The sequence below is a fragment of the Streptococcus sp. IMAU 99161 genome, assembly GCF_014435245.1.
Lineage (GTDB): Bacteria > Bacillota > Bacilli > Lactobacillales > Streptococcaceae > Streptococcus > Streptococcus lactarius.
In genome coordinates this window covers 98,222-114,562 of sequence record NZ_JAAPAW010000008.1, presented here as the reverse complement: position 1 = coordinate 114,562, position 16,341 = coordinate 98,222, and the positions used below count along the sequence as shown (strand labels likewise).

The 16,341-nt window shown below is 44.7% G+C and carries 18 protein-coding genes and 1 pseudogene; 1 reads left to right on the top strand and 18 read right to left on the bottom strand.

What is annotated here, in order from left to right; translation table 11 throughout:
* The 10 genes from rplV to tgt form a co-directional block, all read right to left on the bottom strand.
* Complete coding sequence (gene rplV, locus HA044_RS04320; RefSeq protein ID WP_187539620.1) at positions 1 to 345, bottom strand: 50S ribosomal protein L22; 345 nt, start codon at positions 343 to 345, stop codon at positions 1 to 3.
* A gap of 11 nt (positions 346 to 356) precedes the next feature.
* On the bottom strand, positions 357 to 638 hold the full coding sequence (gene rpsS / locus HA044_RS04315) for a 30S ribosomal protein S19 (RefSeq protein WP_000533766.1): 282 nt from the start codon (positions 636 to 638) through the stop codon (positions 357 to 359).
* 96 nt (positions 639 to 734) lie between these two features.
* A complete protein-coding gene (rplB, locus tag HA044_RS04310) occupies positions 735 to 1,568 on the bottom strand; it encodes a 50S ribosomal protein L2 (RefSeq protein WP_187539618.1) in 834 nt (277 codons plus the stop codon).
* 17 nt (positions 1,569 to 1,585) lie between these two features.
* Positions 1,586 to 1,882: a 50S ribosomal protein L23 gene (locus HA044_RS04305; protein ID WP_003009593.1), complete on the bottom strand. Its 297-nt coding sequence runs from the start codon at positions 1,880 to 1,882 to the stop codon at positions 1,586 to 1,588.
* Entirely contained in the window at positions 1,882 to 2,505 is a 624-nt protein-coding gene (rplD, locus tag HA044_RS04300; protein WP_187539616.1) for a 50S ribosomal protein L4, read from the bottom strand. The genes HA044_RS04305 and rplD overlap by 1 nt, the downstream gene beginning before the upstream one ends.
* A 24-nt stretch (positions 2,506 to 2,529) precedes the next feature.
* Positions 2,530 to 3,156 carry a 50S ribosomal protein L3 gene (rplC, locus tag HA044_RS04295; protein WP_187539614.1) on the bottom strand — a complete coding sequence of 209 codons (627 nt, stop codon included), beginning with the start codon at positions 3,154 to 3,156 and terminating at the stop codon, positions 2,530 to 2,532.
* An 81-nt stretch (positions 3,157 to 3,237) separates the two neighbouring features.
* On the bottom strand, positions 3,238 to 3,546 hold the full coding sequence (gene rpsJ / locus HA044_RS04290; RefSeq protein WP_003009585.1) for a 30S ribosomal protein S10: 309 nt from the start codon (positions 3,544 to 3,546) through the stop codon (positions 3,238 to 3,240).
* Between the two features lie 21 nt (positions 3,547 to 3,567).
* Positions 3,568 to 3,693, bottom strand: a complete 126-nt coding sequence (locus tag HA044_RS09990; RefSeq protein WP_262407536.1) for a hypothetical protein — start codon at positions 3,691 to 3,693, stop codon at positions 3,568 to 3,570.
* Between the two features lie 131 nt (positions 3,694 to 3,824).
* Entirely contained in the window at positions 3,825 to 4,445 is a 621-nt protein-coding gene (locus HA044_RS04285; protein ID WP_187539612.1) for a uridine kinase, read from the bottom strand.
* A gap of 1 nt (position 4,446) precedes the next feature.
* Positions 4,447 to 5,589, bottom strand: a complete 1,143-nt coding sequence (tgt, locus tag HA044_RS04280) for a tRNA guanosine(34) transglycosylase Tgt (RefSeq protein WP_187539610.1) — start codon at positions 5,587 to 5,589, stop codon at positions 4,447 to 4,449.
* A gap of 151 nt (positions 5,590 to 5,740) precedes the next feature.
* Between tgt and HA044_RS04275 the strand changes: the two genes are divergently transcribed.
* Positions 5,741 to 6,610, top strand: coding sequence for a DUF975 family protein (locus HA044_RS04275; protein ID WP_187539608.1), 870 nt, complete (start codon positions 5,741 to 5,743; stop codon positions 6,608 to 6,610).
* A 91-nt stretch (positions 6,611 to 6,701) separates the two neighbouring features.
* On the opposite strand, the gene HA044_RS04270 is transcribed toward HA044_RS04275, so the two are convergent.
* From HA044_RS04270 to thrC, 8 genes and pseudogenes are all read right to left on the bottom strand, one after another.
* Positions 6,702 to 7,145: a CoA-binding protein gene (locus HA044_RS04270; protein ID WP_187539606.1), complete on the bottom strand. Its 444-nt coding sequence runs from the start codon at positions 7,143 to 7,145 to the stop codon at positions 6,702 to 6,704.
* A 64-nt stretch (positions 7,146 to 7,209) separates the two neighbouring features.
* A complete protein-coding gene (gene polA / locus HA044_RS04265; protein WP_187539604.1) occupies positions 7,210 to 9,855 on the bottom strand; it encodes a DNA polymerase I in 2,646 nt (881 codons plus the stop codon).
* 257 nt (positions 9,856 to 10,112) lie between these two features.
* Positions 10,113 to 11,565, bottom strand: a pseudogene (locus tag HA044_RS10100) (alpha-L-fucosidase).
* Positions 11,566 to 11,678: 113 nt separating this feature from the next.
* Entirely contained in the window at positions 11,679 to 12,041 is a 363-nt protein-coding gene (locus HA044_RS04255; RefSeq protein WP_187539601.1) for a DUF1304 domain-containing protein, read from the bottom strand.
* 15 nt (positions 12,042 to 12,056) lie between these two features.
* Positions 12,057 to 12,485 carry a MarR family winged helix-turn-helix transcriptional regulator gene (locus HA044_RS04250; RefSeq protein ID WP_187539599.1) on the bottom strand — a complete coding sequence of 143 codons (429 nt, stop codon included), beginning with the start codon at positions 12,483 to 12,485 and terminating at the stop codon, positions 12,057 to 12,059.
* Between the two features lie 268 nt (positions 12,486 to 12,753).
* Positions 12,754 to 13,383: an HAD-IA family hydrolase gene (locus HA044_RS04245; protein ID WP_187539597.1), complete on the bottom strand. Its 630-nt coding sequence runs from the start codon at positions 13,381 to 13,383 to the stop codon at positions 12,754 to 12,756.
* Positions 13,380 to 14,657, bottom strand: coding sequence for an MATE family efflux transporter (locus tag HA044_RS04240; protein ID WP_187539595.1), 1,278 nt, complete (start codon positions 14,655 to 14,657; stop codon positions 13,380 to 13,382). Before HA044_RS04240 ends, HA044_RS04245 begins: the two co-directional genes overlap by 4 nt.
* A 50-nt stretch (positions 14,658 to 14,707) precedes the next feature.
* Positions 14,708 to 16,192, bottom strand: a complete 1,485-nt coding sequence (gene thrC, locus HA044_RS04235; protein ID WP_187539593.1) for a threonine synthase — start codon at positions 16,190 to 16,192, stop codon at positions 14,708 to 14,710.
* Between the last annotated feature and the right edge of the window lie 149 nt (positions 16,193 to 16,341).

The following is a 16,341-nucleotide window of genomic DNA, read 5'->3' as shown; positions in this document are numbered from 1 at the left end:
TTATTTTTCTGCAACAGCTACTGTGATGTGAGCTGTACGTTTGTTGATTGGTGAAGCTGAACCTTTCGCACGTGGACGGAAACGTTTCATTGTTGGTCCTTCATTTGCGAATGCTTCAGATACTACCAAGTTAGCTTTTTCCAAACCAAAGTTGTTTTCAGCGTTAGCTACTGCTGAGTTCAACACTTTCAAGATGATTTCAGCCGCTTTGTTTGGAGTGAATGTCAAGATTGCTACTGCATCGGCTACGCTTTTACCACGGATGTTGTCAAGAACAAGACGTGATTTACGAGGTGAAACACGCACTGTACGAGCCATTGCTTTAGCTGAAGTAATTTCTGCCATTTATGTTCTCCTTATTTTCTACGTGTCTTCTTGTCGTCTGCAGCGTGACCTTTGTAAGTACGAGTTGGTGCAAATTCACCAAGTTTGTGACCTACCATGTCTTCTTGGATGTAAACTGGTACATGTTTACGTCCATCATAAACTGCGATAGTGTATCCGATGAAACTTGGGAAAATCGTTGAACGACGTGACCAAGTTTTAATTACTTTTTTCTTTTCGTCGTTTGCTTGAGCTTCAACTTTTTTCATCAAATGCTCATCGACGAAAGGTCCTTTTTTAAGACTACGTCCCATTTTGTAGTTTTCTCCTTTAAAATGTAGTACCACAACGGCTTGCGCTGCTAGGCAGCGCTACCGAGCTGGCGGAATGAGTAAGCTAAGTTGTTAAGCTTATTTTTGGTTGCGACGACGAACGATAAGTTTGTCAGATTTCGCTTTCTTGTTACGAGTTTTAAGACCAAGCGCAGGTTTACCCCAAGGAGTAGATGGCGCTTTACGTCCAACTGGTGCTTTACCTTCACCACCACCGTGTGGGTGATCATTCGGGTTCATTACAGAACCGCGAACTGTAGGACGAACACCTTTCCAGCGGTTACGTCCAGCTTTACCAAGGTTTACAAGTCCATGTTGTTCGTTTCCGACAACACCAACTGTAGCACGGCAAGTTCCAAGAATCATACGAACTTCGCCTGATTGAAGACGAACAAGTACATATTTACCTTCAGAACCCAATACTTGAGCAGAAGCTCCAGCAGCACGTACCAATTCTCCACCTTTACCAGGTTTCAATTCGATGTTGTGGATCAAAGTACCAACTGGGATGTTAGCAAGTGGAAGAGCGTTTCCGACTTTGATATCTGCTTCTGGTCCTGATACGATGCGTTGACCTACTTCAAGACCTTTAGGGGCGATGATGTAAGCCTTCACACCGTCAGTGTAGTGTACAAGCGCGATGTTAGCTGAGCGGTTTGGATCGTATTCGATCGTTTTAACGACTGCTTCAACTGCATCTTTGTTACGTTTGAAATCGATCAAACGGTAATGACGTTTGTGTCCACCACCTTGGTGACGAACAGTGATACGTCCGTTGTTGTTACGACCTGCTTTGTTATTAAGAGAAACAAGCAATGTTTTCTCAGGTGTGTTTGTTGTGATTTCAGCGAAATCCAAAGAAGTCATATTACGGCGACCGTTTGATGTTGGTTTATAAACACGAATTCCCACGATATTTCCTCCTTAGATTATTCAGCTTCAGTAGCGAACAACTCGATTGCTTTTGAATCAGCTGCAAGCGTGATGATAGCTTTTTTAGTTTTTGAAGTAAAACCAGTGTAACGTCCAACGCGTTTTGCTTTAGGTTTTACGTTTACAGTGTTCACATTCGCAACTTTTACACCTTCAAAGGCAGCTTCAACAGCTTGTTTGATCAAAAGTTTGTGAGCGCGAGTGTCAACTTCGAATACATATTTGCCTGCTTCAAGTTGAGCCATTGACTTTTCAGTGATAACAGGTTTTTTGATAACATCATACAAATTCATTATGCAAGAACCTCCTCGATTTTAGAGATAGCTGCTTGAGTAACAAGAAGTTTGTCACTATTTGCGATGTCAAGAACACTTGCAGTTGTAGCAGTCGCAACTTTCACATTTGGAAGGTTACGAGCTGAAAGAGCTGCGAATTCGTTTCCTTCTTCAAGAATAACAAGGACTTTAGAATCGATGCTCAAAGCTGCAAGAACTTTTGCAAATTCAGCAGTTTTTGGAGCTGTAAATTCAAGAGAATCAACGGCTACAAATTTGTTTTCAGCAACTTTTTCTGAGTAAACAGATTTAAGTGCAAGGCGACGAACTTTTTGAGGAAGTTTGTACGCATAGCTACGTGGAGTTGGTCCGAAGACAATTCCACCACCACGCCATTGTGGAGAGCGGATAGAACCTTGACGCGCACGTCCAGTTCCTTTTTGACGCCATGGTTTGCGTCCACCACCTGAAACAGCTGAACGGTTTTTAACTGCGTGAGTTCCTTGACGAAGGCTAGCACGTTGACTGATGATCACATCAAATACAACTGCTTGGTTTGGTTCAATACCAAAGACCGCATCGTTCAAAACAACTTCGCCAGCTTGTTTACCAGTTTGGTCGAATAATGTTACATTTGCCATTTTGACTGTATTCCCCTTTCCTTATTATTTACCAGCTTTAACTGCTGACTTGATCGTGATAAGAGATTTCTTAGCACCTGGTACGTTTCCTTTGATAAGGATAACGTTCTTTTCTGGAACGACTTGTACAACTTCAAGGTTTTGAATCGTTACACGATCGCCACCCATGCGTCCTGCGAGGTTTTTACCTTTGAATACGCGGTTAGGTGCAACAGGTCCCATAGAACCTGGACGACGGTGGTAACGAGAACCGTGAGCCATTGGTCCACGTGATTGTCCGTGGCGTTTGATAACACCTTGGAAACCTTTACCTTTAGAAGTACCAGTTACGTCAACAACATCTCCAGCTTCGAAAGTGTCAACTGTGATTTCAGCACCAACTTCCAAGCCTTCAACGTTTTTGAATTCACGAATGAAGCGCTTAGGAGCCGTGTTAGCTTTTGCTACATGTCCTTTAGCAGGTTTGTTGCTCAACACTTCACGTTTGTCGTCAAAACCAACTTGGATAGCGTTGTAACCATCTGTTTCAACAGTTTTTACTTGAAGAACAACGTTTAGAGTTGCTTCGATAACTGTTACAGGGATCAATTCGCCAGCTTCAGTGAAGATTTGAGTCATTCCCACTTTTTTCCCTAAGATTCCTTTTGTCATGAGAAAATAGTTCCTTTTCTATAGTTTTTTATTCAAAAAGTTTTTAACGAGCGTTTTTCATGCTCTTGATCAAGCTTTAGATTAAAGTTTGATTTCTACGTTTACACCACTTGGAAGATCCAATTTCATCAAAGCGTCAACTGTTTTTTGAGTTGGGTTGATGATATCAATCAAACGTTTGTGTGTACGCATTTCGAATTGTTCGCGAGAATCTTTGTATTTGTGAGTCGCACGAATAATTGTGTAGAGGCTACGCTCAGTTGGAAGTGGGATTGGACCCGCAACTTGTGCACCTGTACGAGTAGCTGATTCTACGATTTTTGCAGCCGCTGTGTCGAGTGTACGGTGTTCGTACGCTTTCAAACGGATGCGGATTTTTTTGTTTGCCATCTTTTTCTCCTTTTCGTCTATTTAAGATAATAGGCTAGCTCCACAAGAAAACCGACGCGCGTTGCGTGGCAATGCAACCGAGCGTGTCGCAACCTCTTGCATCAAAGCTAATAGCTGTTTTTTCACAGCACCATAGTAGTTTAACACAAATGAAGCCTCAATGCAAGGGATTTAGGAAGATTTTTTCTCTTTTTTTGGTGAAAGTGTTTTCGAAAAGGAAGGCCGGCTAAAAAAGTTGCTATTATATAGAAAAAAGTTCTACTTTTTCGTAGAACTTTCTATTCTTTTTCAATACGAAACTGATCTTGTGATGTATTGACTAGGATATCCGCTTCACCTTCCATCGGTTGGTAGTACTGATGGTATTGTTCTCTTCTAATCTGGTGGGTTCGATAGATGAAGTCAATTTCTCGATTTCGTTGTGCGACGTCTCTGCTTAATCGTCTTTCCAGCTCTGTATGATCATCTGTGTAAAAACAAATGGTTTGATCAAACAAAGACTTGGGTAAAAAAGCCACTGACATCCCTTCTACGATGAGAATAGACTTGTTCCCAGATAATATGTGGCTTGGAGACCATGGCTGATCAATCGTTCGGATATCCATTCCCGCTTGAAGGGCTTGAATATCTCGTTCTAGGCTAGCCAATTCGTGAGCGCTTGATAGACAAGCCGTTACTTTTTGATTCGGATGATCTTTAGGAACTACGAGACCTCTAGAAGAGCTAACGATATAAGGATCTGTCTCTAAAAGGTTAACTTTTGTGAGGTCCAATCGCTCACAGAGCGCTTTGGTAAAGGTTGTTTTTCCTGATCCACCATGACCGTAGATCCCAAGCGTTCGTAATTCTCCTGATTGAATCTTTTTTACCAAGGAGTCTACTAATCTTTCGCGATCCATCTTAGAAATTCCGTCCTGACTTGTTATAGCCATATTTTTCGATAAAATGCTCACGGAACTCCAAGAGGTTGTCGTCCATAATGGCTTGACGGACCTGTTTCATGAGGTTAATCAAGAAATAGAGGTTGTGGTAGCTGGTCAAGCGAATCCCAAAGGTCTCATCTGCCTTGAGGAGGTGGCGAAGATAAGCTCGGGTGTAATTCTTACAAGTGTAGCAATCACATTCAGGATCCAGCGGCGTAAAGTCTTCTGCAAATTGCGCATTTTTCACCACCAAGCGTCCTTGACTGGTCATGCAAGTCCCATTTCGCGCAATCCGCGTTGGCAAGACACAGTCAAACATATCCACTCCACGGATGACGCCATCGATCAGACTGTCCGGAGCTCCCACTCCCATGAGGTAGCGAGGCTTGTTCTCTGGCAAGAGCGGAGTTGTGAAATCAAGCACCGCATTCATCTCTTCATGGCTTTCTCCAACAGCTAACCCGCCGATGGAATAGCCTGGAAAGTCCATACTGACCAGATCACGCGCTGACTGACGGCGCAAGTCTTCGAATCCAGCTCCTTGGACAATCCCGAAGAGGCCTTGATCATGAGGACGACGGTGAGCCTTAAGACCCCGTTCTGCCCAACGACTGGTCCGTTCGATCGATTTTTTCACATAATCATAGGGTTGATAGAACTGGGGACATTCGTCAAAAGACATCATGATGTCGCTGCCTAGATTGTTTTGGATGGAGATGGCTTTTTCGGGAGAGAGGAACATCTTCGAGCCGTTGAGGTGGTTTTTAAAGGTCACCCCTTCTTCAGTGATATTGCGGGTATCCGCTAATGAATAGACCTGGAAGCCTCCACTATCTGTCAAAATCGGCTGATCCCAGTTCATGAACTGGTGCAGACCACCCGCTTTTGCGACTAAGTCATCCCCGGGACGAAGCCAGAGATGGTAGGTGTTGGCCAAAATAATTCCAGAACCCATCTCCTTGAGCTCTTCTGGCGATTGGGTTTTAACGGTTGCCTGAGTCCCTACGGGCATAAACATCGGGGTTGGGAAAGTCCCGTGGGGGGTAATGATTTCTCCTAACCTCGCTCCTGTATGCTTTTCTTTTTTGATTAATCGATATTGAATCGGTGAATCTGTCATGGTTACCTCCGTACTGGGAAAAACAGTCCCAGCCTTCTTATTCCTGTCACAGGATCTCCTGTGAGCACCTGTACGATTGTACCAAATTTTACCGGCTCTGTCACGGACTTGTGTTATAATAAAAAGTACTACTATGAAGAGAGTGTGATCTATGAACCTAAAACTAATTCGCCTTCGGGCCCGCACCATGCAAGTCCAGCAACCGGGCTTAGCGATTCTTTTTGCTCTGCCAGTTCTCTTGACCATTCTTGCCAACTTTTTCTTGAACGGGCAAGATCTGATCGATCTGCTACCGGATATGACCTTGCAGCAAGCAAGTATCTACATGATCCAGCGGCAGCTCTTTCCTTCTGTTGTCTCCTTTGTCATCTCCATTTTAGTGGTCGGTACAACTTTTAGCTATTTAGATACGATCAATCCCAAGATCGAACACCGGACACGGGTCCTTGATATCTTTAAGCAAGATCGCTTCACACCGGTTTTTCTGACTTTGCTTCTTAAGCAAGTGATCCTCTTTGTATGGGGGATTCTTCTCTATGCAGGTGGCCTCGTTAGTACTTATGCGAGCATTCGGTTTTTAGCAATCTATGACAAAGTTAGTGATCCAAGCAGTCTAAGTACGACGAGCCATCAATTTCAAGCGATGATGCAACAAATGCCTCTGATGACTATTGGTGTCATACTTGGCCTTATTGGCCTCCTCTTTTACCTGCCACAATACTACAGTCTTAGCCTGGTCGAATTGATCCTCTACGAGCAATTACGAGACGGCGACTACAAGGGAACCTTTGGAGTCCTTCGTCAAAGTCGTGAAACCATGAAAGGCTTCCGCAGCAATCGCTTGGTGCTCGATCTCACTTTGATCGGCTGGCACTTCCTGAATTACTTCACGCGCGATGTCATCGGTTTTTACACCATGCCATACTTTATCAACTGCCAAATTGCATTTTACGATCAAATCAAACAGATCAAACAAGGGCCACACCATTTTACTGCCTATCCTAACCTTGAACAAAACTAAGAAAAAAGCTCCAGCTTCCTGGGGCTTTTGTTTTATTTCCTATCATAACAGATGAGATCCCAAGCAAGAGGTTGCTGGTCCTTCATCTACTTTACAAGGCGTCACCTAAAACGAGTCGGGTATGTTCCCGTTTGATACAACGGTTCATGACGATGTCTTCGCGACCAGCTCCACGAAGGATTTCTTCTGCTTCTTGATTTTCCAGCTCCAATTGGGCCCAGAAAATTTTCGCATCCGTCTCAATAAAATCACGCGCTACATCTGGTAAAAATTCACTGCGACGGTATACATCGACGATATCTACTGGGAAAGGAATTTCCTGCAAGCTAGCATACACCGTTTCTCCTAGAATCTGACCTCCAGCTGCACGGGGGTTGACGGGAATGATCCGGTAGCCCCGCTCTTGCATCTCCTTGCTGACACGATGGCTGGTCGTATCCTCACGGTCTGATAGTCCGACTACAGCAATGGTCTTGCTCGTTTCTAGGTAATGTTTGATGATCCCATCACTAGGATTGCGAAATGAATAAGCCATATGAATCTCCTTTTTTGTGTTAACGATTTATAGGGCACTAAATGTGCTTTAACGACTTTCTATCTTATTTGGCCTCATACCATGTTTTGCCTGCATTCTCATCGGCTTCCAGTGGTACCGCAAGCTCAATAGCGGATTCCATGGTCTCTTTGACGAGTTCCTTGATTGCTGCCAGTTCATCACTTGGCACTTGCAGAACGATTTCATCGTGCACCTGAAGAAGCATCTTGGTCTTGTATGCTCCTGCTTCTAGCGCTTGGTCCAAGTGGATCATAGCAATTTTCAAGATGTCTGCTGCCGATCCTTGGATCGGTGAGTTGATAGCTGTCCGCTCCGCAAAGCCTCGTACATTGAAGTTGCGAGAATTGATATCTGGAATCTCCCGGCGGCGCTTGAAGAGGGTTTCTACATAGCCTTTGTCGCGCGCTTCCCGTACCACTCTTTCCATATAGTCCTTGATGCCAGGGTAGCGTTCGAAGTAAGTTTCAATATAGGCTTTGGCTTCTTTTCGACTGATCCCCAGGTTGTTAGACAGTCCAAAGTCAGAAATTCCATAAACCACACCGAAGTTTACTGCTTTAGCATTGCGGCGGTCATTCGGCGTCACATCTTCTGGTTTTTCAATATTGAAGACCCGCATGGCAGTTGATGTATGGATATCTGCCCCATGCTGAAAGGCATTGATCAAATGCTCATCTCCTGAAATATGGGCCAAGACGCGCAATTCGATCTGTGAATAGTCTGAACTGAGCAAGACACTGTTTTCCTCTTCTGGGACAAAAGCCTTACGAATGAGACGACCTTGTTCCAAACGGACAGGAATGTTTTGTAGGTTGGGATCCACACTAGACAAGCGCCCTGTCTGCGTCAAATCCTGCACATAGCGGGTATGGATCTTCCCATCTTCCAAAATCCAATCTTGAAGACCGATGACATAGGTCGATTGGATCTTAGCAATTTGGCGGTATTCAAGAATCTTAGACACGATCGGGGCAATTGGAGCCAGGCGCTCCAAGACATCAACAGCTGTTGAATAGCCGGTTTTAGTCTTCTTGGTATACTCAAGGGGAAGCTCCAACTTTTCAAAAAGGATGACCCCCAATTGTTTTGGAGAATTGATGTTGAACTCTTCTCCTGCTAGATCGTAGATTTCTTGAGTCAAGCGCTCCAAGACTGCTTCGTTTTCCACCTGCATGTCTTGGAGGGTCTGGCGTTCCACCTTGATCCCTGCAATTTCCATCTTGGCCAAAACAGCTGCTAGTGGTTGCTCCATATCATAGAGCAAGTCTAGTTGGTCATGGGCTTGCAACTGCTTCATCATGGGCCCTTCGGTATCCAGTAGAACAGCGACTTTTCGTGCCAAATGCTCTAATAGGACCGCCTTTTCTGGAATGGCTTTTTTGGCTCCCTTGCCATAAACGACTTCGTCCAGCGGCAACGCAATCTGACTATAGAGACTCGCAATGGTTGAGATTTCATTGTCCTCTACGGTCGACAAGAGATACTTGGCCAATCGACTATCAAAAGCCGGCTTTTGCAGGGTAACCCCCAAGTGGCTGAGCAGGACTTTGGCCCGCTTGAAGTCATAAACCTTGAGGGGCGTTTTTTCGAGAAATTCTTTGAAAATCGGTGTTTGTAAAAGATCAGTATCTGTACTCGCGTAGAGCTGACCTTTGGTCCCCCATGCGAAACCGATGATGGGTTCTGTATGGTAATTGTCCCCAAACATCTCAAAATAGAAGAAACTATCTTCTGTAAGCATATCGGGAGTAACCTGCTCGACTTCTGTATAGTCAATGGCTACAGGAGCTACTTCTTCCCCACTGAGATCCAAGGCTTGGCGAAGTTGCTTGAAGCCCATCTCCTCATAAAACTTGGCTAGATTTTCTAGATGAGGACCTGTATAGGTGATATCGTCCAGACCGATCTCAATGGGCGCATTGGTATCGATGGTCGCAAGGGTCTTGGACAGGTAGGCCTGCTCCTTGTCGTTGATGAGATTTTCCTTCATCTTAGAAGCCTTCATCTCGTCAATATGCTGGTAGAGCCCGTCGAGAGAACCGTACTCTAGGAGTAGTTTGATCCCTGTCTTTTCTCCGATCTTGGTGACACCCGGGATATTATCCGACTTATCTCCCATCAAAGCCTTGAGGTCGATGAATTGCTCGGGTGTCAGCCCCATCTTTTCTTTCAGATAGGCTGGGGTAAAGGCTTCAAACTCTGCCACTCCTTTTTTGGAAATCTCAACCACCGTATTGTCATCTGTCAGCTGGATCAAATCCTTATCTCCAGAAACGATGGTGACATCAAATGGGATCGCAGATGTTTCTGCCATCTTATCCAGCGTTCCAATAATATCATCCGCTTCATACTGAGCTAGTTCATAATGGCGAATTCCCAGATGGTCTAATTGCTCCCGAATGAAAGGGAACTGCTCGCGGAATTCATCCGGTGTCTTTGCCCGCCCCCCTTTGTAGTCGGCGTACATCTCCGTCCGAAAGGTCGTTTTGCCTGCATCAAAGGCGACGAGAACATGGGTTGGTTGGATGCGCTCCAACAGATGGCTCAACATGAGATTAAAGCCATAGACCGCATTGGTATGCAACCCATTGACATTTTTGAAGCGATCAATTTGATGATAAAGTGCGAAAAAGGCACGAAAAGCGACGGAAGAGCCGTCGATGAGTAGTAATGTATTCTTTTTTTCCATAGGCCTATTATACCACGAATGACAAGGTCTCTGGTACATAAAAACTCTACCCTTTCGGGTAGAGCCTTCTTTAGGAGTTTCTTATGAAATATGGAAAGACCTGTTTATTCGCCGTAACAAGATCCTTGTTGTGGCATTTTCTTAAAACGTTTTGGATAATTGACTGAGATTTTCATTTTCTGTACCTCATTTCTTATTTGATGAATAGAGTATACAAGAGAAACCTAAACGATTCCTTATAGAAAACTTCAAGAAAACTAAAAGCTGAGGCGCAAAACACGCGGTTGGTTTTGACTGCAGGCTGGCAATTGAAGATGAACACCTTTGTCATCTTGACTCCAAGAAAGAGAGTTCCTTTCTCCAAGCAGCTCTACTTGCTGAATGCGCGCATGGAGAATGCGAGGTTGTTTCAGATCATAGGCGAGAGAAGGTAAGGTCACCTCTTCTCTAACCCTACTAGGTTCCAGCTGGATAGCATAAAGAAAGCCATCACGCATGGTATAGCGGAAATCTTGGCTGGTATAGAGTGGCGCTTTCCCATCTGAGAAGGAACCTTCCTGGGCCTCGGTCGGTCCGTCCGATGACACCCGCCAAGGCCGGCTCTGATAAATGGCTTCTCCGTTTACTGCCAGCCACTCCCCGATCTCTGTAAGGATGTCTTGATCTTGCTCAGGGATGGTGCCATCTGCCTTGGGTCCAATATTGAGCAGAAGATTGCCATTTTTGGCCACAACATCAACTAGATTTTGCAACAATTCCTTGCTGGTCTTGTAGGCTAGATCCTGGGTATAGCACCAAGAATTACGGGCAATCGCAGTATCCATTTGCCACGGAAAGGCTTGCGTCTCTCCGTATCCTCCCCGCTCCATCTCGACGATTCCTGAACCAAAAGGAAGAGCGTCCTGTTTGTACTTTCCTGTCTTCTTGCGCAGCCAGATTGTAATAATAAGCCAAAAAGCGCATCAAGTAGGAACGGAAACTCTCATGCTGGATCCACCAATCGAAATAAAGGAGCTCTGGCTGGTAATCCCGCACCAGTTCACAGGTTCGCAAAAGCCAGTCTTCCAAAAACTCTTCGCTTGGATAGGGCTTGGAGGTGAGATCAAAATGATCTTTGGGCTCTGGCTCCGCTGGCCAATAAAGGCTGTCTCTTGGGACTTCTTGAGGAATGTCACTGGCAAACTCCTTGCCATGTGAAAAGAAAAACTGGTGCTCTGCCCGGTGAGATGACGTACAGAAGTGCAGGCCACGTTTTTCTGCTTTCTCCCTCAGCTCTCCTAAGACATCTCGTCTCGGCCCCATTTCTAAGCTATTATAAGGCGAGAGAGTAGAGGCATACATCTGAAACCCATCGTGGTGCTCCGCAACTGGAAAAAGATACTGGGCTCCCGCTTTTTGAAAGAGATCCAACCAAGATGCCGGATCAAATCGATCTGCTGTAAAAAGAGGGATGAGATCCTTGTAGCCAAAGCTAGCCTGATCTCCAAAATGCTCTCGATGATAGTCATAGCAAGGGTGGCCTTGAATATATATGTTTCGTGAATACCACTCTGACCAAAAGGCCGGCACACTATAAACACCCCAGTGAATAAAGATCCCAAACTTGGCATCCCGATACCAGTTTGGACAAGTATGGCGACTAAGCGAACCCCAAGTTGCTTCAAATGGTCCTGACTGGATAACACGCTCAATCTCTTCCAGACTAATCATTGTCTTTTCCTCATTTCTTATTGCTACCTCTATTGTAACCAGAAACCCTCATTTGTAAAGGAAAAGGAGGGCTTTTTTAGATCAAGATGATCCAATTACGATGATATGCTTTTTTATCCCCAAACTAGGATACTCAATAAAGCTAAAATTGCAGGACCGCCTTGGGTCAAGATAATCTTTTTATTGGCTGTCATCGCACCGTAAGCTGCGGCTCCAATAATAAAGAGCACAAAAATCGTAACGACTTCAATATTTTTGGACACAAACAAGCCATACAAGAGGAAGACACCGATCAAGGCATTGTATATTCCTTGATTTTTAAATAAAGAGGTCACAGATGGTCGAGCGAGCTCCTCTTTATCCATGTTGAAAACCCGACTGGTGGTATCAGATGTGGTTCGGATGCTCTCCAAATAAAATATGTATAAATGCTCCAGTGCAGCAAGACTGGCTAAAATAATCGTCAGTAATGACATTGTAGATTCTCCTTTTTATTCAATAGTTATTTGTTCAAGACCAGATACTAATTTATCCAGTAGGTAAGAAAATTGCTCTTGTTCCTGAGCGGTCAAAATACGACTCATCTGATCCTTCACTGCCACATGATGGCGAGGAGGTCGATTGACCAACCGATCATAGGCCGTATCTGTCAGATGGATGACAAATTCCCGCTGGTTCTTTGGATTTCGGCTCCGATGGACCAATCCTTCCTTTTCTAAAATTTTGAAATGCCGCGTTAAAGCAGCTGCATCAATCTGCAAGCGCTCTTGAACCGCAATCTGATTGCAAGGTGCTTGTTCGAATAAATACTGCAAGATTTGGTACCGCGTTAAGCTAATTCCTAAGCGTTTTTCAAAGAGTTGCGTAGTCGATTGATCTGCCAAACGTAGGTGGTAGAGCAAATCATTGATTTCTGCCAAAGTCCTTCTCCAATCTATTTTTGATGAATCAATAATTGACTGATCAATTATAAATCATTTTTTACCTTCTTGCAAGAAAAAGAGCTTGAACCGTTTTTTCTCACAAAAAAAGCCGCCTGATTGGGCGACTTTTAGGGAGATTATTATGAAAAAGAAAAGTTTTAGGATTTTTCTAAACAAAGTTAGGAGGTCTTTGTTTATGGTTCTATTATAGCGGACATTTCTTAAAGAAAGCTTACGACTTTGTTTCAAAATGAGAACAATCTCTTTACAGATTCTTTTCAAGGCTTAAAACGCTTGGGATATCCCGTAAAGTTTTCATCTGGTGATTGCCTTGATAGTCAGATGTCAAGAAATTGATACTCTGAATCTGGCTATTTCTTGCAAAATCAATATCCAGACTCCGATCCCCAATATAGTAAATCTTTTCCGGATGCAACCCGTACTTCTTCATCAGATAAATGGCAGCTTCTGGGTCAGGCTTGCGGGCAAAACCGCTTTGACTGGTCAAAATCTCTGTAAAAAAGGATTCCAAACCCAAGTCCCGTAGGATGACAAAGGCATTCTCTCCCTTATGGGTATAAACAAACTGCTCGATCCCCGCATCCTTCGCCCAGGATAGGACATCACGCGCCCCATCCATCAGAACGACCTGGGCATTTTTCTCTGCTAGACTTTCTGCTCGGCGATGATTTAAGTCGGTCACATCCAGTTGATACTCCTCCGCCACCACTACTAAAAGATCCTGAACCGAATACTTCAAGATGTAATCTTTAATGCTGGCTCGATCAAACGGAAGCTGGTAATAGGCATAGGTCTCCTCAAGACCAGCTAGGATTGCATCATAGGAATCGAGCAAGGTTCCATCCAAATCCCAAATAAAAGCTCGTTTTGTCATGTTCTCTCTCCTACTTTTCGTCGATAAAGCTGACTCAAAAATAGCCAGCGAAAGCCATTATCTAGTAGCGTTCCCGTCCAAACTCCTGGAAGACCAAAACCAAAGGTTACTCCAAGCAGATAACCGGCTCCAATTCGAATGACCCACATGCCAATGGTTGTGGCATAAAATGGTAATTTCCCATTTCCCAAGCCTTGCCAGACAGCTGTATAGATGACCGTTCCTGCTGTAAAGGGTGTTCCTAACAAAGAAAAGAGGACAACCGAAAGGCTAGCTTCTACCGCTTTCGTATCTTGCGTGTAGAGATGCGTCAGAAAGGTGCCACCAAAAAAGATTCCCAAGGCAATGGGTAACATCAACACGAAGGACAGCCAGTAAGACTGCTTTCGAAGGCGATCAATCTGCTCAAGATCACCTTCACCCAGGCTCCGTGCTACGAGCATGACCGTCGCTGTGGCCACTCCAAATACAGGCATGTAGTTAAACTGGGTCAAGGTCTCTCCGATGGCATTGCCCGCGACTGCTTCCGTCCCAAAAGCGACGACGATCGCGATAATCACCACATCTCCAGCCCGCATCATCAAGCGCTCTCCGGCAGCTGGAAGCGCTAAGTCTAAGAGCTTGCGATCCACCCCCCACCGAAGGGGAGCAAAGGGTAGCCGGACTTTTTGCCACAAGAGAAAGACACCGATCAAGCGGGCTAGCACAGTCCCCAAAGCTGCTCCGACAATTCCCCAACCAAAGAGGAAAATAGCCACAGAAGAGAACAGAGCATTTAAAACATTGGTCAACAAGCTGACATACATGGGAATACGTGGATTGTTGGCTACTCGAACCAGCGAGCCCAAGGTCGTCATCAAGCCTAAGAGAACAATAGTCCCGCCGACCAAGGAAAGGTAAATCCCCCCACTTTCGGCGACTGCTGCTTCAGTCCCCAAGAGCGAAATCATCTGGCGTCCAAAGAGGAGCGACACTCCCCCTAAGAGAGCACTCACCAACAAGGTCACTTTCAATGACTCTGTTGCATGGTAGGCAATCGCTTCTTGATTTTTTTCGCCCAGGCTTTTAGACATGACACTGGCAACTGCCGCACCCAGTGCCAAAAAGATGGCTTGATAGATGGTGATGATATTCCCTGCGACGGAAACACCCGAGATAGCAATCAAGCCCAGGTGAGCCACTAAATAAGAGTCCACCATGCCCATCAGCATTTGTAAGAAATTTTCACCCATGGCAGGAAGGGCGATGTTTACGATTTTTTTGTATGAATGCATGCGTATAGAAAAGAGCCAAACGGCTCTTTTGATCTTTCTAATAAGGAGAATTACAGTCCCAAGTAGTCTTCGACAGCTGTTTGCATATCTTGGGCTGCAACGCTGGTGCGATGGCGAACCGGTGCAGTTTCCAGACCGTCTACGGCCGGTGGTACAGGAACACCTGAGAGTGTGTGTAATTTAGCCAAGGCTTCAAAATCGCCTAAACCTGTCTCGCCCGTCACCGCTTCTACTGCTACAACTGGAAATTTATAAGGACTTGCTGTAGAGACAACGACTGTTTTAGCAGTATCCCCTGTTTGGGTCCGGTATTTTTGATAAACAGCTGATGCTACGGCTGTATGAGGGTCTTCGATGTAATCAGACGCTTCATAAACCCGCTTGATTTCTGCAGCAGTTTCTGCCTCATCTGCGTAGGCCGCCGCAAATAAATCTAGGATGTCTGCATCAAAGTTGGACAGTTGGTACTGACCTGTAGCAACAAGGTTTTCCATCAATTCTTTGGTCTTTGTAGCATCATTGCCAACCAAGTGGAAAATCAAGCGTTCCAAGTTTGAAGAAACCAAAATATCCATTGATGGACTAGTGGTCACCTTGAACTCACGTTTCTTATCATAGACATGTGTTTTGAAGAAGTCTGTCAAGACATTGTTCTCGTTTGATGCACAGATCAATTTTCCAACTGGAAGACCGATTTGTTTGGCGTAGAAAGCCGCTAAGATATTTCCAAAGTTTCCTGTTGGAACAGTGAAATTGACTTTTTCTCCCGCTGTGATTTGGTCTGTCTTGACCAATTGCGCGTAGGCGTATACGTAATAGACAACCTGAGGCACCAAACGGCCAATGTTCATAGAGTTAGCTGATGAAAATTGCATCTTGTTGGCTGCTAATTTTTCACGAAGGGCAACATCATTGAACATGTGCTTGACGTTGGTCTGAGCATCGTCAAAGTTTCCATCAATGGCGATAACATGGGTATTATCCCCTGTTTGAGTGGTCATTTGCAACTCTTGGACCTTGCTGACACCGTCTTTTGGATAAAAGACAATAATTTCAGTACCTGGAACATCGGCAAAACCTGCCATGGCAGCTTTCCCAGTATCACCAGATGTCGCTGTCAAGATGACGATTTTATTTTCCAGACCGTGCTTTTTAGCTGCTGTTGTCATGAAGTAAGGCAAGATCGACAAAGCCATATCTTTAAAGGCAATGGTGGAGCCGTGGAAAAGTTCCAAGTTGTATTGCCCATCGAGTTTGACAAGCGGAGCAATAGCCGGGGTATCAAACTTGCTGTCATAGGCATGAGAAATACAGTAGTCCAACTCTTCTGCTGTAAAGTCATCCAAAAAGGCGGACAAAACAAGCTTAGCTACTTCTTGGTAAGAAGCGTCTTTGAGGGTATCAAAATCCAGCTCCACTTGAGGATAAGAGACTGGAGTAAACAAACCGCCATCTGTCGCTAATCCTTGAAGGATGGCTTGACTAGCTGTTACAGTATTTTTTTCATCGCGTGTGGATTGGTAAACTAATGTCATGAGGGATTCATTCCTTTACTAGTAGTCTTCTCATTATATCATAAATGTCAGAAAATTTAACGGCTTTTCCCTAAATTACGTGTGAGATACAAAAGGAAGAGGCTGGGACAAAAGTCCTAGCCTATCATTTGTCTTTGGAGTGTCGAGCG